Origin of the sequence: Petrimonas mucosa, assembly GCF_900095795.1 — a bacterium.
In the GTDB taxonomy this organism is placed as follows: domain Bacteria; phylum Bacteroidota; class Bacteroidia; order Bacteroidales; family Dysgonomonadaceae; genus Petrimonas; species Petrimonas mucosa.
Window position 1 is genome coordinate 925,725 of record NZ_LT608328.1, and the last position, 26,133, is coordinate 951,857.

Consider the following 26,133-nt stretch of genomic DNA (forward strand, 5'->3'; position numbering starts at 1 on the left):
ACTTTTTTGCGGTTGGATTGGTTGAAGGTAAATCGAGAAATCAGGATGGACAAACAACATTTTCTTTCAGCAGAACTGCTTTCTTCTCCTGTTCTGCGCTTCGCTCCATGCACAGGAGTTCCGATTGGGAGCCCCCGGATATTTCCGAAATGGGGGTGTCGATCATCATGCATGGCCACCGGGTGGCCACCAACGGGGATATCCATAAGATCGGTTTTCAGCTCTATATTTCTGTATAGCGTCTATCCCGATTTTTTGCCGGGAATATATCTTCAATGCGCTCAACTTCATCTTGGGATGTTCCCACGGGTCCAACACCGCCTCCTTCGCATCGGGCGTGGGTGCTCGCTCCGCAACGGTGGGGTATGGCCTGAATCGTGCCGACTGCTCCTACATCCCTGTTGGGGTGGTCTCGGGAACTGCGCTGATCCGCCTCGATTTTCCTGAACTGCTGGAGTTACCCTATCTCTGATAGCAGGTGAGTATGTAGCGGGGTAGCTCTTCGCACTACATGTTCCTGGTTCTGGTAAGCCGGACAGTTGTTGACCGGTCAATAAGAAAACAGGAGGAAAACTTTCTGGTTTCCTCCTGTTTTTCAGTTCTCTCGCCTGTCTAATTATAAGTCGGCACTGTTTCTCGGTTCGAAATAGGCTTGCGGGTGAAGACAGGTTGGGCAGTTCTTTGGCGGTTTCTTGCCGGTGAATACATAGCCGCAGTGACGGCAGTACCACTCGATCTCCTCTTCGCGGGCGAAAACGGTTCCATCCTCTACCCGTTTCAACAGCTTCAGATATTTTTCTTCGTGAATGGCTTCAGCCTTGGCAATCATGCGGTACATGGTGGCGATTTCCTTGAAGCCTTCCTCTTCGGCTACATCGGCAAAGTGGGGATATAGATCTGTCCACTCCTCGTTTTCACCTTCAGCAGCAGCTTTCAGGTTTTCGGCTGTCGTGCCGATCTTTCCGGCCGGATAAGCGGCAGTGATTTCAACCATTCCTCCTTCGAGGTACTTGAACATACGTTTAGCATGCACCATCTCCTGATCTGCAGTCTCCATGAAAATGGCGGCAATCTGCTCATAGCCTTCTTCCTTGGCTTGTTTGGCAAAGAATGTGTAACGCATTCTGGCTTGAGATTCGCCAGCAAACGATTTCAGCAGGTTCTGCTCTGTGCGGGTTCCTTTTACACTTTTCATAATCAGTTGTTTTGTAGATTAATTGGGATTTAATTTTCACAAAGATATGAAATTAAAGAGTGATTCAGTTTCCTGGTGTGGAACTGGAGGGAAATTTAAACCATTTCTAAATAACCGGCCAAAGCTATGAGGGGTTGTTGGTTGTATGTCAGGCAAATTCACTCAGTTCGAGCCATCGGTCGCTCTTTTCTTCAATCAGGTCGATCACTTGTGTTATGCGGTTTGATGCAGCAATAAGCTCTTCCGACGAGAGGGTCCCCGAGGAGAGTTGTCGGGTCAGCTCCTCCTTTTCCGATTCAAGACGCTGGATCTCCGCTTCCAGCGCCTCAAACTCTTGCCTTTCCTTGAAAGTGAGTCTGGTTTTCGTGGCTGGAGCAGCTTTTTCAACCGGTTTGGACGGCCTGGATGATTTTGTCTCTTCGGCAACCCGTCTATCTTCTTCCGTCTTCCATTCCCGGTATTGGGTATAGTTGCCGGGAAAATCTTGAATCTCTGCATTTCCGTGGAAACAGAGCAGGTGGTCCACCACCTTGTCCATAAAGTAGCGGTCGTGCGAGATGACAATCAGGCAACCCTTGAAATCGATCAGGTACTCCTCCAGGATGTTGAGCGTGACAATATCCAGATCGTTGGTCGGTTCGTCGAGAACCAGAAAATTGGGATTCTTGATCAACACGGTACAGAGGTGCAGCCGTCGCTTTTCGCCACCGCTCAATTTGTAGACATAGTCGTGTTGTTTGGCAGGAGCAAAGAGGAAATGTTGCAGGAACTGCGATGCGGTGAGTTTGTTGCCATTACCCAGATCAACAACTTCGGCAATTTTCTGAACCACGTCAATCACCTTGGTCTGTTCGTCGAACTGTAACCCTTCCTGGCTGTAGTAGCCGAAGTTGACCGTCTCCCCGATATCAAAACTTCCCGAGTCGGGCGGTTCTATCCCCAGCAGCATCTTGATGAATGTAGACTTCCCGGTGCCGTTGTTGCCGATGATCCCCATCTTTTCGTACCGGGTAAAGATATAGTTGAAGTTTTCGGTGATCTTGATCTCGCCGAAACTTTTAGTAACGTTGCAGGCTTCGAATATTTTCTTTCCGATGTAGGAGCCTTTGGCCGACAACCTGATGTCGCCTGTCTGCCTCCGTTGCTTGAGCTTCTCTTCCAGTTCGTGAAACGCATCGATGCGCGATTTTGCCTTGGTGGCACGGGCTTGCGGTTGTCTGCGCATCCAGTCGAGTTCCTTGCGGTAGATATTCCGTGCGCTCTCTGTCTCGGCATGCTGAGCCGCTATCCGTTCTTCCCGTTTTTCGAGGTAATAGGCATAATTCCCCTTGTAGGTGTAGATCTGGCGATCGTCGATCTCGATAATCTGCGAGCAGACCCTGTCGAGGAAGTAGCGATCGTGAGTGACCATCAGCAGGCTGATGGCTGATCGGGAGAGGTACCCCTCGAGCCACTCCACCATCTCCAGATCGAGGTGGTTGGTGGGCTCGTCTAGCATGATCAGTTCCGGCTCCGAGATAAGTACGTTTGCCAGGGCAACCCGTTTGATCTGACCTCCGGAGAGTTCGCCGATTTTCTGGTCGAGGCGGAAAATTTTCAGTTGGCTGAGGATCTGTCGGATACGCTGTTCATAATCCCAGGCCTTGAGCATATCCATCTTGGCCAGTATCTCGTCCAGTTCCTGATGGTTGCCCGACGAGATGATCTCTTCGTACCGCGCAATTACCTTAACCGCCTCGTTCCCGCTCTGAAAACAGGCCTCCAGTACAGTGAGCCCGGGATCGAACTGTGGCGATTGCTCCAGATAGGCAAACCGGATGTCGTTCCGGAAGACAATGCGACCACTATCGCCAGGCTCCTTCCCGGCGATTATATTGAGCAATGAGGTTTTCCCGGCACCGTTTTCTGCAATCAGTCCGATCTTGTCGCCTTCGGCAATACCGAACGAGATGTTGCTGAAAAGTACCCGATCGCCGAAGCTCTTGGTCAAGTTGTTGATCTGTAGCAAAGGGTTTGCCATAGTTGATAAATTTATGCCATAGCGGATTGTTCCTTGAACGCAGGTGCAAAAGTACAAAACAATTCAAGATTTCCGTCTCACTATGACCCGGAAACTCAAAACCTCCATTGCCAATAGGTAAAGAGGTCGGTCCGGCGCTTTCCGCTGATCTCTTCTGTTCCGGTTCCTATGGTATCCCGGTTGAAATAGCGGGTGTGACCAATCTTTGCGGAGAAGGAGAGTCGCGACGTGATGGAGTAGCGTCCCGATATCGCCAGCCGTGTGCCTTTGCCGTAGAACGACGGCATGTAGAAGGTCGACAGGATATTTTTTTCGTAGGAGTAGAGCCGGGAAGCGTAGGTGTCGGAGTTGAAATATCCGGCGTAGATGTCTGCACGGATCTTCTTACCACCCCGGTATCCGGCATGTTGCGAGAGCATGAATCCCTTTTCAACCGGGAAATGTCGCTGGCGATAAAAGGCGCCATCGAGGGTGGTGGTGAAGTCCCATCCGCTTTTCAGCGCATGGTTATACCTGAGCCTGATCTTTTGCGTATTGTAGGGTAGGACGGTTCGGTAATCCTCATCGGGGTATGTTGCGTTTTGCTCTTTCCGGTTGAACTTGTAGCGCAGTTCGAGTCGACTGTCCCGGCTTATGGTGTATGTCCCCAGAAAATAGAGGTCTATGCCCGACGACGGTTTGTCGACCTGGCTCTTCGGCCAGGGAAAGCGGATAAGGTCGATATAGCCCGTTACCGACACTTTTCGCAATGGCTTGAAGTTGCTCCCCAGGTAGAATCCCCGCTCGTTACGGACCTGGCTTCCGTCGGAAAATGCCTGTGCGTGCATTGCGTTGTAGGAGATGGGGAAATGGCGATAGAGTGCCGACAGGGAGAAGAGTCCCGACGGTGTGTACTGGACCATGTGTGAGGATGCTATGGCTCCGTTGCCTGAGAGTGCAGTCTCACCCGCAACTGTCAATCGGTTGAATCGATAGGAGTAGTCCACACTTGCATTGCCGTGCGACCTGCCGCGGAAGCTGTAATAGTTGTATTCTCGGACCACCGGGCTGTAGATCTGGCTATAGATATGGTACAGCCCGCTTGCACCGATCTGGAACTGCCCGTTGCGGTAGTTGATGTTGATACCCGCCACCTGCTCGTATGCATTGCTCTTCTTCTCGATCTCCAGCGGGGTTCTGTGATATCCGTCGGTTTTGAATGAGGTAATGGTTCCGTCATCCGAGAGGTTGGCATCGAACCGCTTATTGGAATAGAAGGGGGTGACGGTTAACCTGCCCACCTCGAAAAGGGCGGCAGCACCGCGAAAATACCCGCTCTCGGCGGAGGAGAAGTGACGTTTGGGCTCCTGGGTACGGCGGATGATTGCATTGGTTCCCCACGATTTAGAGAGAGAAAAGTCGTTGTTCAGTATCAATCCCTGACCGAACGAGAGGCGATAATCGCCCACGGCCAATGTCTTCAATCTGCCCAGGTCGCGGACGATCAGGTGAAACCCGTAGTGATCGTACCCCATGGGATACTCTTTCCGCAGAAACGGTTCTCCTGGATCCTTTTCGGCGACAAACCCCGCCTGAAGCTTGTCGCGGTAGGTAAAACCATACTTTACCGAGGTGTAGAAATCCTCACCCCGATATTTCCGGTTGGGATAGCGCTCCAGTATGCTGTCGGAGAACTCGCCGTATCCAGCCCGCTCCTGGAGGGTCTTGTCCAGCCTGAACTGCACTTCATGCCGACCACGGTCGAGCATCTGCTCCACCGTCAACAGTTCCTCTTCGGTTTCACCGACAAAAAAGAAGGGGAGAATCAACTCTACGGTGTTGAAATCGAGGTAGGGGACATTCCGGAGTTCAAATACGGTGTAGAGCGGACGGTTCTTCTCCAGAAACTCGATGATGTGCGCCGCCTGTTCGTTGCTGACCAGTGGAAACCGCTCCAGCTGTTCAAGCGTTACCCTGTTCAGGTTCATAGGGTTGCCCTCCAGCATCGTCAACTCCTGAAACATGTTTTCGATGGTGGCACTGTTGAGTCCCTCTTCTGCCAGCTGTTCCAGGTGAGAACGCCAGTCGTTGGGTTGTGCTGTGGCAAAGGAACAAATTGCAAAAAAAGCGACCGCTAGAATGATATGAAATAACCAGTGTCTCATTCATCCCGAAGCTAAAAGCGCAATTTCTACAAATTTAACCTTTCCAGCACAATTTTCCCAATTTTCTGTTGAATAAAAAAGTTCCGGTACAGCGATGGACCGCTTACGCTTTCTCTTCCGGAATGGTAAACACCTTCGGGTTGTCTACCTTCTCGTCCAGCAGTGCATACTCCAGCACCTGCTTCACATCCTCCACATAATGGAAGTTCAGTCCCTCCACATATTCAGGTTTAATTTCACGGATATCCTTCTCATTCTCCTTGCAGAGGATGATGTCGGTAATCCCTGCACGTTTTGCAGCCAGGATCTTTTCGCGGATCCCGCCCACCGGCAGTACTTTTCCCCGGAGGGTGATCTCGCCGGTCATCGCCAGCTTCTTTCTCACCTTCCGTTGCGTGTATGCCGATGCCAGTGAAGTGACCATGGTGATGCCCGCCGAGGGGCCATCCTTGGGCATGGCGCCTTCGGGAACATGAATGTGGGTGTTCCAGTGTTCGAAAATGGCCGGATCGATATCCAGCAGGTCTGCATTGGCGTGTATATACTCCATTGCCAGCATGGCCGACTCCTTCATTACATCACCTAGATTTCCGGTAAGTGTCAATTTCGACCCCTTGCCGCGACTCAGCGAACTCTCTACGAAGAGGATCTCGCCGCCTACCGCAGTCCAGGCCAATCCGGTTACCACACCTGCATAGTCATTGCTCTGATAGCGGTCTTTGGTGTACTCCTCGATGCCCAGATATTCTGGCACGTCGGCAGGTTTCAATACCTTGGGATACTCTTCGTTGGAGGCAATCTTCCGGGCAATCTTCCGGGTCACCTTCGCGATCTTCTTGTCCAGTTCCCTTACACCCGATTCGCGGGTGTAGTCCTCAATAATCTTGTTGAGGGCCGGTTTCGATATGCTGAACGCCTTCTTCTTGATACCGTGGTTCTCCAGCTGCTTGGGAACCAGGTGGCGATAGGCAATCTCTACCTTCTCGTTGCTGATGTAACCGCCCACATTTATCAGCTCCATCCTGTCGAGAAGGGGTTGAGGGATGGTGTTCAGGTTGTTTGCCGTAGCAATGAACATCACCTTCGACAGATCGTAGTCGATGGAGAGGTAATTGTCGTGGAAAGCGGTGTTTTGTTCGGGATCGAGCACTTCGAGCAGCGCCGATGCGGGATCGCCCCTGAAATCGTTGCCCACTTTGTCGATCTCGTCCAGCACAAAGACAGGATTTGAGCTTCCCGCCTTCTGTATGCTCTGGATGATTCTCCCCGGGATTGCCCCGATATAGGTGCGGCGGTGACCGCGGATTTCAGCCTCATCGTGCAGTCCACCCAGCGAAACGCGGACATATTTCCGGTTCAATGCCTCGGCTATCGATTTGCCAAGCGATGTCTTTCCAACTCCCGGAGGGCCGTAAAGACAGAGAATCGGCGATTTCAGGTCGCCCTTCAACTTCAGTACTGCAAGGTGATCGATGATGCGCTCTTTCACCTTTTCCATGCCGAAATGGTCGCGATCGAGGATTTTCTGCGCATTCTTCAGGTTGAAGTTGTCTTTGGTATACTCATTCCATGGCAAATCCACAATGGTCTGCAGATAGCCATACTGTACCGAGTAGTCGGGCGATTGCGGATGGAGCCGCTCCAGTTTTGCAATCTCCTTCTCAAAGATGTCGCCCACCTCCTTGCTCCACTTCTTGGTTTTGGCTTTCTTCCGGAACTCCTCGATCTCTATCTGTTGGGTGTTTCCGCCCAACTCTTCCTGGATGGTTTTTATCTGTTGTTGCAGGAAATATTCGCGCTGTTGCTGGCTGAGGTCTTCGCGGGTTTTCATCTGGATATTCATCTTCAGTTCCAGTATCTGGATCTCGCGGTTGAGAATCATCAGCAAGCGATACGCCTGCTCTTTCTCGTCGTTAATACTCAGCAGCTCCTGTTTTTCCCTGTTTTCAATCGGCAGGTTGGTGGCACTGTAACTGACCAGCATGCCGGTGAACGACTCGTGGTTGATGGTCTGCAATAACTCCTTTGGAGGATCCCCGAGGATGTTGAGCATATGGTTCATCGAGTCTCTTATGGAGTCGAGGATTGCCCTGTACTCCTTGTCCTCCTTGTCGGCCTTCTTGGTCTCCAGTATCCTGAAGTTTGCCGCAAAGAAGGGTTCGGTCTGCGTAAACTCCGTCCATTCAAACCTCTTCTTTGCCTGAACAATGATGCTCAGGTTATTTTTATCGAGTTCGATCACGCGGATCACTTCGGCGATCACACCTATCGAGTAGAGATCATCCTTCTCCGGTTCTTCGATGGTGTTGTCTTTTTGACAGACCAGCCCGATATAGCGGTGTCTTTTTCCCAACGCCCTGACAAGCTTGAGCGACTTGCTTCTGCCTACGGAGATAGGGAGACCGCTTCCCGGGAATACGATGGTGTTGCGCAGCGGCAATATCGGTAGGCTCTCCTTCAGGGAGTTCTCATCGATATCCTGGCTGCCGTCCAACAGATCTCCGGCAATGAACGAAATGACATTGCTGTCGTTCTCTTCCGGTTTTAAAGTTGTAAATTTATTTTGAAACATATCTGTTAATAGTCGTACGGTTAATTCCTATTTTTAATTTCCGGAGAACTGAATATGTGCTATTTTTGTTTTCCGGATACAAATATCCTTACACCAAATTTCGTGCCAAATATCTTTTTTGTGGTTTATGGGGAGCAACTCTTTTAAATTTAAACAATTTACCGTTTTTCACGACAGGTGTGCCATGAAGGTGGGCACCGACGGGGTGCTGTTGGGTGCCTGGGCCGATATTGGCGGTTGCCGTTCGATCCTGGATGTGGGAACGGGATCGGGATTGATCGCCTTGATGATGGCGCAGCGAAACGGATTGGCATCGATAACCGCCATTGAGATTGATTCCGATGCTGCAATGCAGGCCAGGGAGAATGTGATCTGCTCCCCCTTTCGAGGGAGAATCGAGGTGTTGCCCCTCTCCCTACAGGAATTTCAGTCGACCGTCACCGGGAAATTTGATGCAATTGTCTCCAACCCTCCCTTTTTTGTCAACTCGCTGCCCTCACCCGATTTGAGAAGGACCGGTGCACGACATGCCGGTTCGCTCACAGCTGACGAACTTTTTTCGATCAGCCGGAAGTTGCTGAGCGAAAGCGGGACCCTGTCACTGATCTATCCCTTTCAGGATAGGGAACTGGTTATGGCTGCCGCCAGCAGGGGAGGTTTTGGCTTGTCACGTGAAACGGTTGTATACCCAACGCCGACTCTCCCCCCTAAACGGGTATTGATGGAGTTTACCGCAGGACCGGGGGGAGAGTCTGTCGGAAACGATTTGGTTATCGAGGAGGAACGTCACCGGTATTCGCCTGCATTTGCCACTCTGGTAAGGGATTTCTACCTCTATTTGTAAACAATTTTTTTTATCTTTGCTCCACGATCAGCCAGCAGCTGACGACCGGACGATAGATATCGGAAACATATAATACCTACGGCAATATGAAGAAATATTTATTCCTTTTCAGTTTACTGTTATCCTCAATGGTTATGGCACAACAAGCACCTGTTCTACTCTTTCCGGATGGTGCACCCGGAGAGACAAGGAGATTGAAAGAAAAAGAGGACCTGTCAGGTAGCAAGGTGGCTGGATGTCCGGTCCTACGCATCAGCGACGTGAGTGAACCTACACTGACCTTCTATCCTGCACCGGCCGACAACAACTCGGGCGCAACCATCATCGTAAATCCTGGTGGGGGATACAATATCCTGGCTTATAACCTGGAGGGAACAGAGATTTGCAAGCGGTTCAACAGTCACGGCGTTAACTGCGTACTGGTGAAATATCGTGTACCCCGGCGCGAGGGACTTGAGAAACATCAGGCCCCGTTACAGGACTTGCAACGGGCCATCGCCTACACCCGGTCACACGCCAAAGCGTGGAATATCGATCCGGACCGGATCGGCGTGATGGGCTTTTCGGCAGGAGCACACTTGGCGGCAGTGGCGAGCAACAACTTTAATGAACGGACATATCCTCAGGTCGATGGGTTTGATAATGTGAGCCTGCGGCCCGATTTTTGTGTCCTGATCTACCCGGCATACCTCGACGGAGAGAACTTCTCCATCGCACCCGAACTGAAAGTTACCGGAAATACGCCGCCCACCTTTATCGTGCAGACCCAGGATGACCACCGGTTGCTGAATAGCAGTATCTTCTACTATTATGCGCTAAAGGAGGCAAAGGTGCCGGTATCCATGAATTTGTATCCCACCGGCGGGCATGGTTACGGACTCCGTAATACGGGCGACTGGGTAAACGAGTGGCCCTACCGTGTGATGAGCTGGCTGAGGGAGATTAAGATGGTGAAGTAAACAAAAAAGTGGGCACTTTCAAACAAGTGCCCGCTTTCCGGTTAGTGTTTAATCTAAAAGTAGAGTGTTGTATATTGTTCGTCAGTTTCCTGCCTTTACTTTTCCAACTCCGTTTCGGCTGATCTGTCTGGTTTTGGGATTGCCGTAATAGATGACACTGCCCACTCCGTTGGAGTTGATCTCCAGTGATTCGGTGGCGTGACACGTTACATTTCCCACTCCGTTCGATTCAACATGGACTTGTGAAGATTTCAGGTCGGCCAGGTTTACATTTCCCACACCATTTGATTCTACCGATACCGAGTTGGCGGTACCCTTTATCTCGATATTGCCTACACCGTCCGATCTGATCTCGAGCGTCCCTGAAGCAAAGTGCGGGGCGCTGATGTTTCCTACACCGGAGGAGACGATTTTGAGCTGAGGTGAATCGAGGCTCCCTTTCAATTCAATGTTCCCTACACCGTTTGATTCGATATGGTTGAGGGTAGGGGCAGTTATCCGTATGGTCAGTTTTCCGGATTGCCGGCTACCGAAAAGCTTCTTCAGTCTGCTCTTCGTCGAAAGCTCGAGCCGGTTGTTCCGTACAGTTACGGTCAGGTCGTTGATCAGATCTTCACTCCCTTCGGCACTTACACTGAAATGGGAAGAGGGGATGTACTCGATATTCCCTACTGTATTCACTTCAAGGGAGGTGAAAGGTGTTACGCTATAGTTTCTGTTTGTGATGCGGTTGCCTTGGGCAGATGCAACGGTTGAAACGACAACAGAAAAAATCAACAGGGTAGCAAATTTAAATTGTTTCATAATGTAATCTCTTATTGTTTATCTATAAGACGTATGCCTTGGTGAATCGGTTACAACAATTTATTTTTTTAACAATTCCAGGATCTTCAGGCGAAAGGCATATTCATATTTTGCCTGTGCCTGATCAGACAAGGTTTGAGTAAGGTTGCTCTTTGCCTGAAAAAGTTCGTAGGCGTTGGCCCGGCCGTTATTGAATTTCTCCTGTGCGAAACGGAATGCTTCCCTTTCCGCTGTCTCCGACTTCTGGGTAGCCTTCCACTTGCTTTCGGCTCCAAGTGCGTTGTGGTAGGCCTGCTCGATACGCTTCCGGAGCTCTATCTTCGCCTTGTCGATCTCCAGGCGGTTATTTGCCATGGCGAGTTCAGCCGACCGGATGCTGTTCTTGATCTGGAACTTGTTGAAGATGGGGATACGGAGGCTGAAACCGACCGAGTTGCTCATGTTGTTCCGGATCTGACTGCTGAAGGGATCGTTGGAGCGGCCACTCATGTTGTAGTATCCGGTCCCGATATTGGCCCCGAACGAGAGGGAGGGGTAGAGCTGCGACCTGGCCATTAGAACCTCCTTTTCACTGCTTTCTAGACGGTATTGGGCAGCCTTGATCTCCGGACGGGTCAGTAGTGCGCTCTGAAAGATTTCCGAGGTTGAGAGCAGCACGCTTTCATTGATGATCGATTCCACCGACGGTGCGGATAGATCAAAAGTGGAAAAATCTTCCAGTTCCATGATCTGTGCCAGGTCGAGCAACGCCAGCTTGAGGCTGCTTTCCGCCTGTACCCTGTTCTGCTCTTCACGTGCACGCTGGGCCTCCAGTTCATAAATCTCTCCCTGTGCCATCTTGCCGTTTCGGATCAACTCCTTTCGGCGGTTGATGTTGGAGTCGGTAAGTTGGATCTGTTCGTCGGCAATCTGCAACAGCTCCTTTTGTAGCAGTACCTGAAGGAAAGCTGTGGCTACACTCATCTCTATCTCGTCCCTGAATCTCTCCAGATCGGCCTCGGCAGCAAGCAGGTCGGCCCTTTTTGCGTCGATGTTATATTTCATCCGTAACCCGTCAAAGAGGGTGATGTCGGCACCAATTCCAAATGAGGTCTGGGACGAGTTGGTGTTCTGGTAGGTGTTGTCTATCCCGATGGACCGACCAAAGACAAAGCTTTGTCCGGCAGATGCATTCAGACTGGGCAACAGATCGTTCCGAGCCTGCGAGTAGGCTATTTGGCGCTGTGCCCTGCCCAGCTCCTGCTGCTTGATGTTCCTGTTGTTCTGCAGGGCTATCTCGATACACTCCTCAAGGGTATATTGCTGTGCCCGTGACCATGCCGTCAGACTGCAGAAAACTGCTATGAAGATAAATGTTCTCATACCGCTTACTTCTTCGTCGTTTCTATGATCTCGTTTCCACGCACCTTCTCGTTCAGTTTCAACCCCTCCAGAATCTCGATATTGATTCCGTCGGAAAGGCCTGCCTTCACTTGCTTGCGTTCAAACTCCTGAGGTTTTTCGTTTTTCACCACGTAGACAAATGCCGTATCGTTGTTGAATTCGATGCAACTTTCAGGAATGGAGAGCACACTGTCACGACGGTCGAGAATAATGTCGGCATTGGCACTGTATCCCGCACGGATAAAGACATCGGTAGGCATCTCCATGGCAGCTTTCATTTCGAAGAGGATGGCTCCGTTCTCCTCGACTCCCTTGGGTGAAACATACTCCAGTCTTGCCGCAATCTTCCTCTCCTGGATTGCCCCGATGGTGATCTCCATCGGCATCTCGGCAGAGAGTTTTCCCACCTCGGTCTCATCGATCTTTCCAATGAAAAGCATATCGTTGAGGTCTGCCACCGATGCAATGGTGGTACCATCGTTGAAGTTGTTCGACTGGATTACCGAGTTGCCAACCTTCACGGGAATGTCGAGAATCGTTCCGCTTACGGTTGCACGGACAAGGGTATTGCTGTACTTGGCCGAACTCTGGGTAATCCCCGTGCGTACCAGGCTCAGGTTATCGGTGGCTGCCCGCAACTCCTCCTGGTCGTTCCGGTACTGGAGTTGGGTTTTCTCAAACTCCTCTTTCGATATGACCTGTGTCTCAAACAGTTTTTTGTCGCGTTCGTAATTGCTTCTGCTCTGGTCGGCGGAAAGTCGAGCCCTCTCCACACGCGATTCGGCGCTGCTCAGGTTGACCATATCGGGAATTACCTGTATTTTGGCGATAATATCTCCGGCAACCACCTGTTCGCCCGCCTCCTTGTAGATCTCCGAGATAATGCCCGACATTTGCGGTTTGATCAGGATCTCGTTTCGCGGCTGTACCTTTCCGGTTGCGACCGTCCGTTTTTCAATGTTGTTTTTCGTAACGGTTTCAATCTGGTAGGTCTTTACTTTTGGACGCGATTTCTTGTATAAAAAGATAAACGTCCAGATCACCAATAGTCCCAGGAGAACCAGCCCGGAAATTTTGAGTACTTTCTTCATTTGAGTTATCGTTAGATGTTTAAGTTATTCTGATGTTCAAGATTATTCTTCGCGGATTGCCTCGATGGGTTTGATCATCATTGCCCGCTGGGCCGGAATGAATCCTGCAAAGGTGCCGATGACCAGGAGAATCGAGAGTGAACCCACCGCCATGCCGAATCCGATCTGGGGATCCTTGAAAAATTGATCACCCTGGCTTAAGGCGACTCCGACCGCGGAGAGGAGTCCAACCCCCAGCACAATACCACCAATGCCGGCCAGCACGGTAAGCACAATGCTCTCTGTCAGTACCTGACCGATGATGTTCTGTGGCGTTGCGCCCAATGCACGGCGGATGCCTATCTCCTTGGTTCGTTCGCGGACCGTTACCAGCATGATGTTGCTGACGCCGACCGCTCCGGCAAACAGTGTTCCTAGTCCCACGATCCATATCAGCGCGTTTATGCCGATAAAGAGGTTGTTGAACATGGTAAACTGGTCTTCGATATTGATCGAGGAGACGGCCTCCTTGTCGTCCGGACTGATCTGATGTATGCTTTTGAGCGTCTCCTTGATTTTATCTTCTACTACCTTTGCCCTTACTCCCGGCTGTGAGGTGGCGCCTAGAAAGTGGATGACGTTGCCCTGATTGAATGCTTTCTGCATGGTGGTGAAGGGAAGGATGACCGATTCGTCGGTTGATCCGCCAATGCTTGCGTTGGCCATTCTCCGGGCAACGCCGATCACCTTGAAATAGATGCCGTTCACCTTGATCAGTTTTCCGATGGCATCCTCTCCGGTCTGGAACAGTACCTCGTATACGCGTTCACCTATAATACATACCTTCCGGTTTTCGGCAATGTCGATGTCGTTGATAAATCTTCCGCTGATGATCTTGCTTTTCTCGATCAGGTCATATTCGGGATAACACCCTTTTACCCGGAAGGAGCCCCCTCTATCGCCGCGGACCACGTTCTTGTCGCCCGACGAACCGAAGAGCATGGGAGAGAGGTATTGCGCTTCAGGCACCTTGTTCCGGATAATCTCCACATCGCTGTTGAGCATGTCCCACCGGCGTCCCTTGCGAAAACCCCTGTAGGGTTCGGACGTATTTCCAGTCCAGAAAAAGCAGGAGTTGCTGGCAAAACCTTCCACTTGGGAGGAGATACCTTTACTCAATGCATTTCCTGCTCCAACCATCAATACCAGCATGAACATTCCCCAAAATACCCCGAACGCCGTAAGGAGACTGCGGGACCTGTTGTGGGTGATGGTCACCCATATCTCATGCCAACGGTCGAGATCGAACAGTGCCCTGCCCAGTCGTCCCCAAAGGGAGTTTTTCGGTACTTGGACCGGCTTCTCTTGTTGCATCTTGTTGTTACTTTTTTCTCTTGTCATACCTTGGGTTCGGGCCATTACTCCTGGCGCATTGCTTCTATCGGTTTTATCTTGACTGCCTTGCGGGCCGGCAGATATCCGGCAATGATCCCCGAGACGATCAGGACCACCGTGGCAAAGATGGCATAGCCGATGTCGACGGTTGGGTTCCTGAATACCGACATCTGTACCTCGTCGGTAGCCGCCTTTCCGTTGGCGGACTGCTCCATCACGAAGTTGATCAGTTCGGTTAGCCCGATACCCAGCATCATTCCGATATATCCGAAGATGGCAGTGATAATCAGCGACTCCAGGATGATCGTTTTGAGAATGGAGACCGGTGGTGCGCCGATCGCTTTCCGGATACCGATCTCCCGCGTCCGCTCCTTTACGGAGACCAGCATGATGTTGCTTACGCCGACAATCCCCGCAATGAGGGTGAGTATGCCGATGATGCTGACAAACAGGGTGATACCGCCGAAGATCTTTTGCGTTTCAATATACTCCGCCTGGGCATTGAATACCCAGAGAGCCTGCTTGTCTTCGGGATTGAAATTGAGACTTCTTCCCAACAGGTTGCGCAGCGATTGGTCAAACCGATCGTTCTCCTCCTTGGTCTCCAATCCGTCCACGGTGAAGGTGATCTGGCTGAATTTCTTGTTCGGATTAAAGATGGCCTGTGCGGTAGAGAATGGGACATATCCCGAAGGGGTACCATATTGCTCTTTCTTGCTGTTGATTCCTACTACCTTGAACATCAGGTCGCCCACCTTTATATGTTTTCCCAACGGCTCTTCTCCCTTGAAGAGGGTTTCTGCAATTTTCCTGTCCAAAATGATGATCTTGTTCTTCTCCTTTACGTCCAATCCGTTGATGAAGCGGCCTTCTCCCGGTTTGATCACCAGTTTCTCGATCTCCATGTAGTCCGGCATCACTCCCCTGATATTGTACGATCCATATTCCGCTCCGAACGAAAAGGTTTGTGTTCTGTCGATACGGGCTGCAATCAACCTGCTTTCGTTCACGCTGTTCCGGATAAGGTCGACCTCCTTGTCCGCAAACTGGAGGTTGCGTCCCGATTTCAGTCCGTTGTGAGCCATGGAGGTTGTTCCTGACCAAAGTGTGATACGATTTATCGCCCTTTCGCTGAAATTTTCCATGACACCGTTTTTCAATCCGTTCCCCGCCCCCAACAGAACGATAAGAATAAATATGCCCCACGAAACGGATAGTCCGGTGAGCGCCGTACGCAATTTGTTCTTGCGCAGGGTCTGCACTATTTCCTGCAATTGATCGTTCATCTCAATCAGTAATTATGGATCAGGGATGAGGTGGGGGCGTACAGGCCCTCCTTTCTGGTTTCGGACTCTATCCTTCCGTCTTTTAACCGGATAATCCGGTTGGTCGCATCGGCAACCGACTGCTCGTGGGTGACGATGATGGTGGTGATGCCTTGCCGGTTCAGATCGGAGAGGAGCTCCATCACTTCGATGGTGGTTTGGCTGTCGAGTGCACCGGTAGGCTCGTCGGCAAGGATCACCTTGGGATTGGAGATCATGGCCCGGGCAATGGCAACCCGTTGCTTCTGACCGCCGGACAACTCGCTGGGCAGATGGTGTGCCCACTCCTTTAATCCCATTTTGTCGAGGTGCTCCATTGCAATGATGTTCCGTTTTTTCCGGCTAATGTTCTTGTAGTAGAGCGGCAGTGCCACATTCTCCAATGCATTTTTGAAGTTGATCAGGTTGAAGGACTGGAAAACAAATCCGATCAGTTCATTGCGGTACCTGGCCGCCTGCGTCTCGGTCAAGTTCTTGATCAAAGTTCCGTTGAGGTAGTACTCTCCAGAATCGTAGCTGTCTAGGATCCCCATCAGATTCAGCAGCGTCGATTTACCGGAACCGGAGGCTCCCATGATGGATAGATATTCGCCTGCACCGATCTCCAGATCAATATCTTTGAGAACATGCAGGGAGAGGGCATCCGTACTGTACGATTTGTTTATTTTCTTAAGTTTGATCATGTAAGAACAATTTATGGGTACAACAATTCCATCGACGGTACGAAATTAGTGTTTAGGATAATACTATGCAATACATAATACTATAAAGATTAAATAATTTATGAATTATTAACTATTGTATTCTGATTCCTATCCCTCCGGAGAGCCAGAATCCAGGTTGGGGAATGTTTCCTAAATCAACGTAGCTGGTGTTGAACAAGTTGTTGAAATTGAGGTAAAAATCGATCTGCCGGAAATCGTAGTTGACTTTGGCGTCTACCAGGCAGTGAGGTTTGAATGGGGCTGGAATCTCCTCACCTGTTTCCGGATTAAAACTCAGGTAACCCCCTTTACGTTCCTGCCATCGCAGGTTCCACGACAGCGTGAGGTTGTTGGCCAACCGGTGTTGGATTCCGGTACTGAACTTGTGTTTCAGGTAGTTGTATACGTAAGCCGAAATGGGGTTGTTGGCCGTCGCCTCGCCACTTTCCTGCATCATGTACTGATAGCCCATCTGTATCGACTGCAGGAGGTGTTTTTCTCCCAGCCAGCGTTTCAGTTCCAGGGCCAGCTCCCACCCTGCTCCGTAAGTGCCGAGTGATGCAAGGTTCCGGGCGTGGTATAGCCCATCCGAAGCGTCATATGTCCAGTCGATCAGGTTGTCGCCGATGGAGTAAAAGAGATTCAATCCTGCCGTAACTCCCATTTTCCTGAATCGCCACCCGGTTTCAACCGATTGTGAATACTCCGGTGTCAATCCCGAAAATCCTCGATGTTTCCCTGCATTATAGTAGAGGTCGGTAAAGGTAGGCATGCGGGTAGATCTATTCCAGGATGCGAAGAGGGTTGAGGCGTCGTTGAGGCGCCAGGATATGTTCACTGCAGGATAGAATCCGCCGGCATTGAGAGTGTCGGCCAGCGCGCTGTTGTAGTTGTAGAGTCCTCCTGCCGAGAGTGTCACCTTGTTGAATACAAAGTTGTGTTCTGCAAAGAGGCTGATGTTCGACCGGTTGTCCCATTTGGTATAGTTGCCCGATGGCCGGCGCATCGGTCGCCCCAAGTTGCTGCTCACGATACCCTCGTTGCGAAATTCACCTCCTATGCTTGTGATGCCAACCAGGGAGGCGTACTGCATATTGAGGTTAAGCCCGAAGAGGTCGCTGCGATGATAGTTGGGTCCTCCGTACCACGATGGTACATCGGGGGTGCCGGGCCTGAAAAGGTGATATATATCATAGTGTCTGCTCCAGTAGAGCTGGGGAATGAATTTCATCTTCCCGACCGTCTCGCCCCTTATCGATGCAAACACCCCGCGGGTATCATCATATTGGTCGGGATATGCAGCGGAATAGAATGTGTTGGCGCCATATCGCTTCTCATTTATTCCTGCCTGGATGTCGACGGTTGAACTTTCAATATTGAACCGGCTTTGCCACAGTAGGTTGACAATATTGTAATCGCTGTTCCTGATGTATCCGTCGGAGTGTTTGTAGCCAGCCGACATCCGGTGTAACGATCTCTCCGTTTTGACTGCTCCCCGTGTCTCGGCACCAAACAGGCCATGCATCCCCCCTTCGGTCTTGACAAAAAAGTTCGATTGCCTGTCGTTCCGGGTGATGATGTTTACTCCACCGGAAAATGCACTGGCGCCGAAAATCAGTGATGAGGCTCCCTGAATAATTTCGATCCGCTCTATATCTGAAAGGTTGATGGGGATGTCGAAGCTGTAGTGGCCGGTCTGTGGATTTGTAAGGTTGATGCCGTTTAGCAGAATGGCAGCCTGGTCGAATGAGCCGCCCCGAAGGGAGATGTCCGCCTGTACGCCGTGCGGTCCGCGTTGCAGGATATCTACACCTGGTACGTAGTTGAGGAGCTCCTCCGCACTTCTTACGGGTGACCGTTCAATCTCCTTGCTGGTGATTACCGTAACCTGCCTGGCTGTCATGTTCAGCGGCAGTTGGGCTTTCGAAGCGGTAACTACCACCTCGTCCAGCTCTTTGTCGGGAATGGTATCCGGTTTTGACTGTATGCCGGCCCTCTCCGGCGGCTCGACCGATGCAGCGTGAGCACTTAGCAATGCTGAGCCGGCCAGTACGCCGATGGTGACAGTCTTGCGAATGCTGTTGAAGATGCTGTACGACTTTCGGGCGAATCGCTTGAAACGGAATGTCTCCCGGGTTGAAACTTCTCTTTGCCTGTTCATTTTTTTATTCGGAATAGGAAAGGGCAAAGGTAGTGTAATTTATTTTTCCGTACCCTCCTCCATCGGGACAAAAATGAAATCACCATGTTCCGACTCGATGAATCTCTCTTTGCCGGTCCGTTTAATTACCATCATCTGCTGCCCTTCTCTTCCGCCTATGGGAGCCACCATCCATCCACCGATCCTGAGTTGATAGATCAGTTTTCGGGGAATCTTTTCGGGGGCGGCAGTAACCAGGATTTTGTCGAAAGGGGCATGGAGGGGTAGTCCTTCGAAGCCATCTCCGAAAAAAAGATGAGGATAGTAGCCCAGTTTGTTCAATCTCTCTTTCGCCCGCCGGTGCAGCTCCTCGTAGCGCTCAATGGTGTAAACCTCGGCCCCCATCTCGCAGAGTATGGCTGCCTGATATCCGCTTCCGGTTCCGATCTCCAGAACCTTCTCGCCCGGTTTCAACTGTAACAGTTCTGTCTGGAAAGCTACCGTGTAGGGTTGCGAGATGGTCTGCCCCTTTTCGATGGGCAGGGGACGATCGAGGTAGGCATACGCCGCCAGGCGTTCGTCGATAAAGAGATGTCGAGGAACCTTAGCGATAGCGGTCAACACCCTTTCATCGGAAATGCCTTTTCGTCTGAGGCTCTCCGCAAGTTTTCCGGCTTCGCTGGCGGGGTATTGGCGGGTACTCATTGTTACTGTTTCTCCTTTTTCGGATTGATTCTTCCGGGGCTCTCCAAATGCTGCCGGTTCTCCGCAACAAATTCCGATCAGCAGGTAGAGCAGGCCATTCCAGATTCTTGTTCTCATCGCTTCTCATCCTCCCAGGTTGAGCTCAAAGATAATGAAAATCGGTATTTTACGCTAATTTTTTTCACATCATTCTTCAAATGGAATAAAAGTCGTAATTTCGCCTTCCGATTATCTCTTCGGCTGAGGATAATTCTCGCTGGCAAGTATCAAGCATAACTTTTGCGCATTATGATTCAAATGGATATTATTCAAAGCGTCATAGACCGGATCAGGGAAAAATATGTGCCTGACGGCCGGGTGGAGCTGTTCGACTTGAAGGTCATTCATGAGCAGGAGCGGCCGGTACTGTATGGCGAGACCACCAGCCGCGATGCATACCGTGAAATCTTGTCGGAAACGGCTGGGATTGCCACCCGGATCCGGCTGTTGCCCGACGAAGTGGTTGGGGAGAATCTTTGGGGGGTGATCTACAATCCGGTTGAAAAGCTGCAGGCCAGTAACTCCCACGCCAGTGAGGTGCTGTCTGAAATTTTGCTCGGCACGCCAGTCAGGCTGCTCGATGTGAAGGGAGGGTGGCGTCGTGTCCAGACACCGGATGGGTACATCGGTTGGGTCTCGGAGGGCTTAAAACCGATGAGCGGAACAGAGTGGCGCGATTTTAACCGGAGACAGAAAGTGATAGTGACGGCGATATATGGTTTTGCCTACGAGAATCCTGACCACCTTTCACAGACAGTCTCCAGCCTTGTGATTGGCAACCAGCTGCTTCTGACCGGTGAAACGGATCAGTTTTACCGGGTAGCATATCCCGACGGACGGGAAGGATATATCCGCAAGAGCGATGCTGTCCTGATGTCGGACTGGCTGCAGGAGAGCGATCTGACACCAGATACCCTTGTGGCGACAGCCATGCGGTTCATGGGGGTTCCCTATGTTTGGGGGGGCACCTCCTCCACGGGACTCGACTGCAGCGGATTGACCAGGCTGGTCTCTCTTCTCTATGGCTTGATCATTCCACGCGACGCCTCACAGCAGGTACTGATCGGAATCCCGGTGGATCATAGGAGCGACTTTTCGGGGTTGCATCCGGGTGACCTGCTCTTTTTCGGACAGGATGAAAACAAAGTAGTACATGTAGCCATCCATATCGGTGAGAAACGGTTTATCCATGCCTCCGACTATGTCAGGTTGGCCAGTTTAGACCCTGTCGATCCGCTCTACGACAGCTTCAATGCGGGCCGTTACCTCTGTGCCCGGAGGATTGTAGGGCAGGAAGAGCGGCCAGGTATCGACCGGATATTGAACCATCCCTTTTACCAACCATAAATGGCACCACTGCAATGAAACTGTACTGGGCACCTTATGACCTCGAACTTCGTCACACCTTTACCATATCGGGCTTTTCACGCAACACCACACCGGTGGTCCTTACCCGGATCGAATGTGAGGGGGTTGCGGGCTACGGCGAGGCATCACTGCCGCCTTATCTGGGAGAAACGCAGGCCTCGGTCATCCAATTTCTGAGAAAGGTGGATCTGTCGGCCTTTTCCAGACCTGAAAATATCGACGAGCTGCTGGAGTATGTCGACACCATCGCGCCCGGCAATACGGCAGCCAAAGCCGCAGTTGATATAGCACTGCATGATCTGGCCGGAAAGATGAGCGGTTTACCCTGCTATATGCGGTATGGATTGAGCCTGGAGAATGTTCCGGACACCACTTTTACCATCGGAATCGACAGCGACGAGATGGTTAGGGAAAAGACACGGGAGGCGACAGGAGAGTTCAATATATTGAAAGTCAAGGTGGGTGGCCCGGACGACAGACGGATGATCAGTGCTATCCGTTCAGTCACCGATTTGCCGCTGGCGGTAGATGCCAACCAGGGTTGGGCCGACCGACATTTGGCGCTGGAGATGATCTACTGGATGAAAGAGCAGGGGGTGGTGATGGTGGAACAACCGATGCCCAAACAGGATCTGGATGGTATTGCCCGGCTGACGGAGGAGAGTCCCTTGCCCATTTTTGCGGATGAATCGGTGCAGCGGCTGGCCGATCTCGAACGGTTGAGAGGGGTCTTCTCCGGAATCAACATCAAGCTGATGAAGTGTACCGGCATGCGTGAAGCCTGGAGGATGCGCCAAGTTGCAGAAGCCATGGGAATGAAGGTGATGATGGGGTGCATGACCGAAACCTCTTGTGCCATCTCTGCCGCTTCACATCTTTGCGCGGGAATGGATTTTGTTGACCTGGACGGCGCACTGCTGATTACCAACGATTGTTTTGAGGGTTCGCAGTTGTTGAACGGAAAAATTGTAGCTAAGGATTTGCCGGGGATTGGCGTGATTCCCAGCCAGAAAATTAATTTCACCTGTTGAAAACATCGGATTGGTATTTTCATTACTTTTGCGCCCGATTTTTTTAAGCAAGGTTATGAATTATCTTCTCACAATAGGACTATTGGTCTGCTCCAACATTTTTATGACGTTTGCCTGGTATGGGCATCTCAAACTTGCCGAAAACGCCTGGTTCAGTAAGCTTCCGTTGCTTGGTGTCATTCTCTTCAGCTGGCTGATCGCCTTTTTTGAATATTGCTTTCAGGTTCCGGCCAACCGGATTGGTTTTGAGGGGAACGGAGGTGTATTCTCGCTGGTACAGCTGAAAGTTATTCAGGAGGTTATTACATTGATGGTGTTTGTAATCTTCTCCTCGTTCGCCTTTCATGCTCCATTGAAGATGAATCACCTGATAGGCTTTGCTTTGCTGGTACTGGCGGTTTACTTTATTTTTAAGGGATAGTCATCATATCTCCCGCAATTCATCAAAGGGTCTAGAGGCCCTGCACCCTACAACCGGAGGGTGTTTGCCTTTCCGGGTTGATCCCCTTTTCCTTCATCTCTCTCTGGATTGTTCCGATTGCATCGGTTGCAACTTGCCGATACAGTCCGGGTATTTTTTTTTAAAAAAAAGTCGTTTTTTCTTGCATATGTATATTTATAATGACTATATTTGCATGCATAAACATAGCAAATACGTATACCGTATTCCAGTTTAGTACCTGAAGACTTAATAAAAACATATTGTACCATGTTTGAAGTGCATAACTACTTTTTAGCCATCACGCTCTGTTTTCTGGCGATGGTTTGTTGGGGATCATGGCAAAACACACGAAATGTTATAAGACAACCTTGGCGTTTCGAGCTGTTTTATTGGGATTTTACCATTGGTATCCTGATTTTCTCACTTCTCTCCGTATTTACTCTTGGAAGCATTGATCCTTCCAACAGAACTTTTCTGCAGGATATTGCGCAGGCGCAGATCCGCTTTATGTTGCCGGCAATGCTGGGGGGCTTTATCTGGAACCTGGGGACGTTGCTCCTTACGGCAGGGATTGCCACCACAGGGATGGCTGTCGCTTTTCCCATCGGTGGGGGGATTGGCTGGATATTGGGTATCGTGGTCAACTACATTGGGAAGCCGGAAGGAGATCCGGTCTGGCTCTTTACGGGATGCGCGGTCATTGTTGTCGCAATCATCCACAGTATGTTATCCTATAAGAGAAGGGCCGTGTCGCAGCAGAAAAGCACGAAAGGGGTGATCTATTCACTGGCCGCCGGTATCTTTATCGCTTTTTTCTACCGCTTTGTGATGATGTCAATCAGTACCGATATCTCTCCTTTATACACCGGAGGGGCCCTTACTCCCTATACTTCAGTGCTCTTTTTTGCATTGGGCGCTCTTGTCAGCACACTTCTTTTCAACCCCTGTTTCATGCGTCATCCTGTAGAAGGAGAGAGGGTTGCCATGAAGGATTATTGCAAGGCTTCTGGAAAGACTCACCTGATAGGCATGCTGGGGGGCATGATCTGGTGTGCGGGACAGGTGTTGAGTGTGATGTCGGCCAACGCTGCCTCACCTGCCATCGCATACGGGTTGAGCAACGGAGCTCCCATTGTGGCGGCATTATGGGGAATCGTAGTCTGGAAAGAGTTCAAGGATGCCCCGAAAGGGACAAACCGGTTGTTGACATTGATGTTTCTGTTTTACCTTGTCGGTTTGGCTCTGATTGTCTATTCACGCTACGCATAAATGAACCGCAAGATAGATATAGGGATTGGAAGCTACACCTATACCTGGTCAATCGGTGTTCCAGGATATGTGAATAAAATCGCCATGTCCGCTTTTGACTTGATTGAGAAAGCGGCTGATCTGAAGGCTGATGTGGTTCAATTTGCTGATAATGTTCCACTTGATGATTACTCTCCGGACGAGTTACTCCGATTCTACCTGTTCGCCAGGGAGAGAGGTGTCAGGTTGGAAGTGGGGGCGAAAGGACTAACTTCGGATCGGTTAAGGTTGTATACAGAGATAGCGGGTATTCTGCATGCAGACCTGTTGCGTTTCGTCATCGATGACGTTGGATTCGAACCTTCCCCCGATAGAGTAATCGAGATGATCAGGCCGGCAATACCTCTAATGGAAGAGAGGGGAGTTAGCTTGGCACTTGAAAATCACGACCGGCTCAGATGTGCAGATCTTTTAGCTATTATTGCCGGATGTAACTCCTCCAATGTGGGAATATGCCTCGATACGGTCAACTCCTTGGGTGTCCCCGAAGGGATGGACGAAGTTATCCGCACCCTGTCACCCTACACCCTGAATCTGCATGTGAAGGATTTTGTCATCAGGAGGTTGGACCACAAGATGGGATTTTGTGTAAACGGAGCATCGGCCGGAGAAGGGAAGCTCGACATTGCAGGGTTGTTCCGCAATTTGACTGCCCTGGGGAAATGTCGCAGTGCGATATTGGAACTATGGACACCCTTCGGCCCTACCCTCGAAGATACGATTGCCCGGGAAAATGAATGGGCAATCAACAGTATGAACTATTTGAAGCAATTATCTTATTGATTTTTAGCAGATGGAAAAATTGAAGTTAGCCGTTCTTGGCGCAGGATTCTGGTCCCAATTTCAAATTGGAGCCTGGAGCGAGATCCCCGACGTGGAGATTGTAGCCCTCTATAACCGGACCCGATCGAAAGCGGAAGCGTTGGCAAGGAAATTCCAGATTGGGCATGTATATGATGATGCCGCAGCGATGTTCAACAGTGAGAAGATTGATTTTGTGGATATCATTACCGACGTCGATACCCATTACAAATTTGTGGAGATGGCGGTCGATGCCGGAATAAAAGAGATAATCTGCCAGAAGCCAATGGCGTCGGACTGGGAAACGGCAAAAAAGATGGTGGAGAAGTGCAGAGATGCAGGAGCCTCTCTTTATATACATGAGAATTTCCGCTGGCAGGCTCCGCTAAGACGGGTGAAGGAGATCTTGGACTCGGGTATTATCGGAAACCCTTTTAAGGCGAGGGTGTCGTTTCTCTCGGGATTTCCCGTATTCGACAATCAGCCTTTCCTGAGAGAACTCCCCCACTTCATTCTTACCGACATGGGGTCGCACGTGCTGGATATCTGCCGCTTCCTGTTCGGCGAGGCTACAAAGTTATGGTGCCAGTGCAAGACCGTTAACCGAGAGATCCGGGGTGAGGATGTGGCAGTGGTGATGATGGAGATGGCCAACGGGATGCCCCTTTATGCTGAAATGTCGTATGCATCGATCGTGGAGCATGATATGTTTTCAACTGTGAATCTGCTGGTTGAAGGTGAAAAGGGGAGTCTTGCCCTTGGACCGGGAAGATCGTTTGCCGTCAGCGTAACAACGGCCGAGGGGACCCGAACGGAAAAAATTGAGATACCCTATTACGATTGGGCCGATCCCGATTATATCGTGAACCACGAAAGCGGAATCCATATCAACCGGAATATCCTGGATGCCATAATGGGAAAAGGGAGAGCCGAGAATAGCGGTGAAGACAATCTGGAGACAGTCCGTTTGATCTGGGCCTCCTATGAATCGGCCAGGAGAGGCAAGTTGATCGACCTGAAAGAGTTTGACTAAAAAATAAAGTGTAACATATGATGAAGATAACGATTATCGGCGCAGGGGGCAAGATGGGGATGCGTATTTCCAGAAACTTGAAGGATGAACCTTATGATATCGCTTACCTGGAGGTTAGCGAAGCCGGAAGGGAGAGAGTGAAAACGCTGGGCATTGCTTGTGCCGACTCTGATCAGGTTATCGCGGGATGCCGACGTGGTGATATTGGCCATACCGATGTGGCCATCGAATTGGCTTCGCCCGGAATTGTCCGGATGATGAAGAGGGGTTCCCTGCTGATTACGCTTGATCCTGCCGCACCCTTTGCCGGCAAGCTGTACCATCGTCCCGACATAGCCTATTTTCTGGCACATCCTTCCCATCCCTCCATTTTTAACTGGGAACCTACACTGGAGGCGCACCAGGATCATTTTGGCGGTACACTGGCCAAGCAGTCGATGGTGTGCGCCCTGATGGCCGGAGAGGAGTCGGATTACCAGTTGGGCCTGGAGATTGCAACAAAAATGTATGCCCCCATATCTGTGGCGCACAGGATAACCGTGGAACAGATGGCTATTCTGGAGCCCGGTCTGGTTGAGACGTTATCTTCAACCTGTATCTATGTGATAAGACAGGGACTGGACGAGGTAATCCGAAAAGGAGTTCCAGCCGATGCTGCCCGCGATTTTCTGCTGGGACATCTGCACATACAGCTGGCCGTACTGTTTGATCAGATCCCCGGGGCAGTCTTCTCGGATGCGGCCAACAAGGCCATCGTCAGGGGAATAGATGAGATATTCAAACCCGACTGGAAGAAGGTTTTGGAGATTGATAATGTAAGGGAGCAGGTACTGGCGATTACGTAAGCCGAA

The 26,133-nt window shown here is 50.7% G+C and carries 23 protein-coding genes; 11 read left to right on the forward strand and 12 right to left on the reverse strand.

Annotation, left to right across the window (positions count from 1 at the left end; genetic code table 11):
- The first annotated feature begins 17 nt into the window (after window positions 1-17).
- Both ING2E5A_RS03645 and ING2E5A_RS03650 read left to right on the forward strand, forming a co-directional pair.
- Complete coding sequence (locus ING2E5A_RS03645) at window positions 18-239, forward strand: hypothetical protein (RefSeq protein WP_071136236.1); 222 nt, start codon at window positions 18-20, stop codon at window positions 237-239.
- Window positions 240-292: 53 nt separating this feature from the next.
- Entirely contained in the window at window positions 293-472 is a 180-nt protein-coding gene (locus ING2E5A_RS03650; RefSeq protein ID WP_071136237.1) for a hypothetical protein, read from the forward strand.
- A gap of 144 nt (window positions 473-616) precedes the next feature.
- Here the strand turns inward: ING2E5A_RS03650 and rbr are convergent, their stop codons facing one another.
- The 4 genes from rbr to lon form a co-directional block, all read right to left on the reverse strand.
- On the reverse strand, window positions 617-1,198 hold the full coding sequence (gene rbr, locus ING2E5A_RS03655; protein ID WP_071136238.1) for a rubrerythrin: 582 nt from the start codon (window positions 1,196-1,198) through the stop codon (window positions 617-619).
- A 145-nt stretch (window positions 1,199-1,343) separates the two neighbouring features.
- On the reverse strand, window positions 1,344-3,215 hold the full coding sequence (locus ING2E5A_RS03660; RefSeq protein ID WP_071136239.1) for an ABC-F family ATP-binding cassette domain-containing protein: 1,872 nt from the start codon (window positions 3,213-3,215) through the stop codon (window positions 1,344-1,346).
- 95 nt (window positions 3,216-3,310) lie between these two features.
- Complete coding sequence (locus ING2E5A_RS03665; RefSeq protein ID WP_071136240.1) at window positions 3,311-5,359, reverse strand: helix-hairpin-helix domain-containing protein; 2,049 nt, start codon at window positions 5,357-5,359, stop codon at window positions 3,311-3,313.
- A gap of 103 nt (window positions 5,360-5,462) precedes the next feature.
- A complete protein-coding gene (gene lon, locus ING2E5A_RS03670; RefSeq protein WP_071136241.1) occupies window positions 5,463-7,931 on the reverse strand; it encodes an endopeptidase La in 2,469 nt (822 codons plus the stop codon).
- 127 nt (window positions 7,932-8,058) lie between these two features.
- Here lon and ING2E5A_RS03675 point away from each other — a divergent pair, with 127 nt between their 5' ends.
- Together ING2E5A_RS03675 and ING2E5A_RS03680 are read left to right on the forward strand one after the other, a co-directional pair.
- On the forward strand, window positions 8,059-8,775 hold the full coding sequence (locus tag ING2E5A_RS03675; protein WP_071136242.1) for a tRNA1(Val) (adenine(37)-N6)-methyltransferase: 717 nt from the start codon (window positions 8,059-8,061) through the stop codon (window positions 8,773-8,775).
- Window positions 8,776-8,909: 134 nt separating this feature from the next.
- Window positions 8,910-9,734 (forward strand): alpha/beta hydrolase, encoded by an 825-nt coding sequence (locus ING2E5A_RS03680; RefSeq protein ID WP_231960432.1) that lies wholly within the window; start codon window positions 8,910-8,912, stop codon window positions 9,732-9,734.
- Window positions 9,735-9,815: 81 nt separating this feature from the next.
- Here the strand turns inward: ING2E5A_RS03680 and ING2E5A_RS03685 are convergent, their stop codons facing one another.
- The 8 genes from ING2E5A_RS03685 to ING2E5A_RS03720 form a co-directional block, all read right to left on the reverse strand.
- The gene (locus ING2E5A_RS03685) at window positions 9,816-10,538 is read right to left on the reverse strand and encodes a head GIN domain-containing protein (protein WP_071136244.1); all 723 of its coding nucleotides are present in this window, start codon (window positions 10,536-10,538) and stop codon (window positions 9,816-9,818) included.
- A gap of 60 nt (window positions 10,539-10,598) precedes the next feature.
- Entirely contained in the window at window positions 10,599-11,900 is a 1,302-nt protein-coding gene (locus tag ING2E5A_RS03690; RefSeq protein ID WP_071136245.1) for a TolC family protein, read from the reverse strand.
- Between the two features lie 5 nt (window positions 11,901-11,905).
- Entirely contained in the window at window positions 11,906-13,012 is a 1,107-nt protein-coding gene (locus ING2E5A_RS03695; protein WP_071136246.1) for an efflux RND transporter periplasmic adaptor subunit, read from the reverse strand.
- Window positions 13,013-13,054: 42 nt separating this feature from the next.
- On the reverse strand, window positions 13,055-14,302 hold the full coding sequence (locus tag ING2E5A_RS03700) for an ABC transporter permease (RefSeq protein WP_071138176.1): 1,248 nt from the start codon (window positions 14,300-14,302) through the stop codon (window positions 13,055-13,057).
- Window positions 14,303-14,409: 107 nt separating this feature from the next.
- Window positions 14,410-15,672 (reverse strand): ABC transporter permease, encoded by a 1,263-nt coding sequence (locus ING2E5A_RS03705; RefSeq protein WP_071136247.1) that lies wholly within the window; start codon window positions 15,670-15,672, stop codon window positions 14,410-14,412.
- A 5-nt stretch (window positions 15,673-15,677) separates the two neighbouring features.
- The gene (locus ING2E5A_RS03710) at window positions 15,678-16,394 is read right to left on the reverse strand and encodes an ABC transporter ATP-binding protein (protein WP_071136248.1); all 717 of its coding nucleotides are present in this window, start codon (window positions 16,392-16,394) and stop codon (window positions 15,678-15,680) included.
- A 112-nt stretch (window positions 16,395-16,506) separates the two neighbouring features.
- On the reverse strand, window positions 16,507-18,576 hold the full coding sequence (locus ING2E5A_RS03715) for a TonB-dependent receptor (RefSeq protein ID WP_071136249.1): 2,070 nt from the start codon (window positions 18,574-18,576) through the stop codon (window positions 16,507-16,509).
- Window positions 18,577-18,615: 39 nt separating this feature from the next.
- Window positions 18,616-19,377, reverse strand: coding sequence for a protein-L-isoaspartate(D-aspartate) O-methyltransferase (locus tag ING2E5A_RS03720; protein WP_197678519.1), 762 nt, complete (start codon window positions 19,375-19,377; stop codon window positions 18,616-18,618).
- 171 nt (window positions 19,378-19,548) lie between these two features.
- On the opposite strand from ING2E5A_RS03720, the gene ING2E5A_RS03725 reads away from it, so the two are divergent.
- The 7 genes from ING2E5A_RS03725 to ING2E5A_RS03760 all read left to right on the forward strand — a co-directional run bounded on the left by ING2E5A_RS03725 (window position 19,549) and on the right by ING2E5A_RS03760 (window position 26,127).
- Window positions 19,549-20,646, forward strand: coding sequence for a C40 family peptidase (locus ING2E5A_RS03725; RefSeq protein WP_071136250.1), 1,098 nt, complete (start codon window positions 19,549-19,551; stop codon window positions 20,644-20,646).
- Between the two features lie 14 nt (window positions 20,647-20,660).
- Window positions 20,661-21,698, forward strand: a complete 1,038-nt coding sequence (locus tag ING2E5A_RS03730) for a dipeptide epimerase (protein WP_083373172.1) — start codon at window positions 20,661-20,663, stop codon at window positions 21,696-21,698.
- 55 nt (window positions 21,699-21,753) lie between these two features.
- Window positions 21,754-22,119 carry a DMT family protein gene (locus tag ING2E5A_RS03735; RefSeq protein ID WP_071136251.1) on the forward strand — a complete coding sequence of 122 codons (366 nt, stop codon included), beginning with the start codon at window positions 21,754-21,756 and terminating at the stop codon, window positions 22,117-22,119.
- A 288-nt stretch (window positions 22,120-22,407) separates the two neighbouring features.
- Window positions 22,408-23,409: a GRP family sugar transporter gene (locus tag ING2E5A_RS03745; protein WP_071136253.1), complete on the forward strand. Its 1,002-nt coding sequence runs from the start codon at window positions 22,408-22,410 to the stop codon at window positions 23,407-23,409.
- Window positions 23,410-24,231, forward strand: a complete 822-nt coding sequence (locus ING2E5A_RS03750) for a sugar phosphate isomerase/epimerase family protein (RefSeq protein ID WP_071136254.1) — start codon at window positions 23,410-23,412, stop codon at window positions 24,229-24,231.
- A gap of 10 nt (window positions 24,232-24,241) precedes the next feature.
- A complete protein-coding gene (locus ING2E5A_RS03755; RefSeq protein ID WP_071136255.1) occupies window positions 24,242-25,282 on the forward strand; it encodes a Gfo/Idh/MocA family protein in 1,041 nt (346 codons plus the stop codon).
- A 17-nt stretch (window positions 25,283-25,299) separates the two neighbouring features.
- A complete protein-coding gene (locus ING2E5A_RS03760) occupies window positions 25,300-26,127 on the forward strand; it encodes a phosphogluconate dehydrogenase C-terminal domain-containing protein (RefSeq protein WP_071136256.1) in 828 nt (275 codons plus the stop codon).
- Window positions 26,128-26,133: the final 6 nt, after the last annotated feature.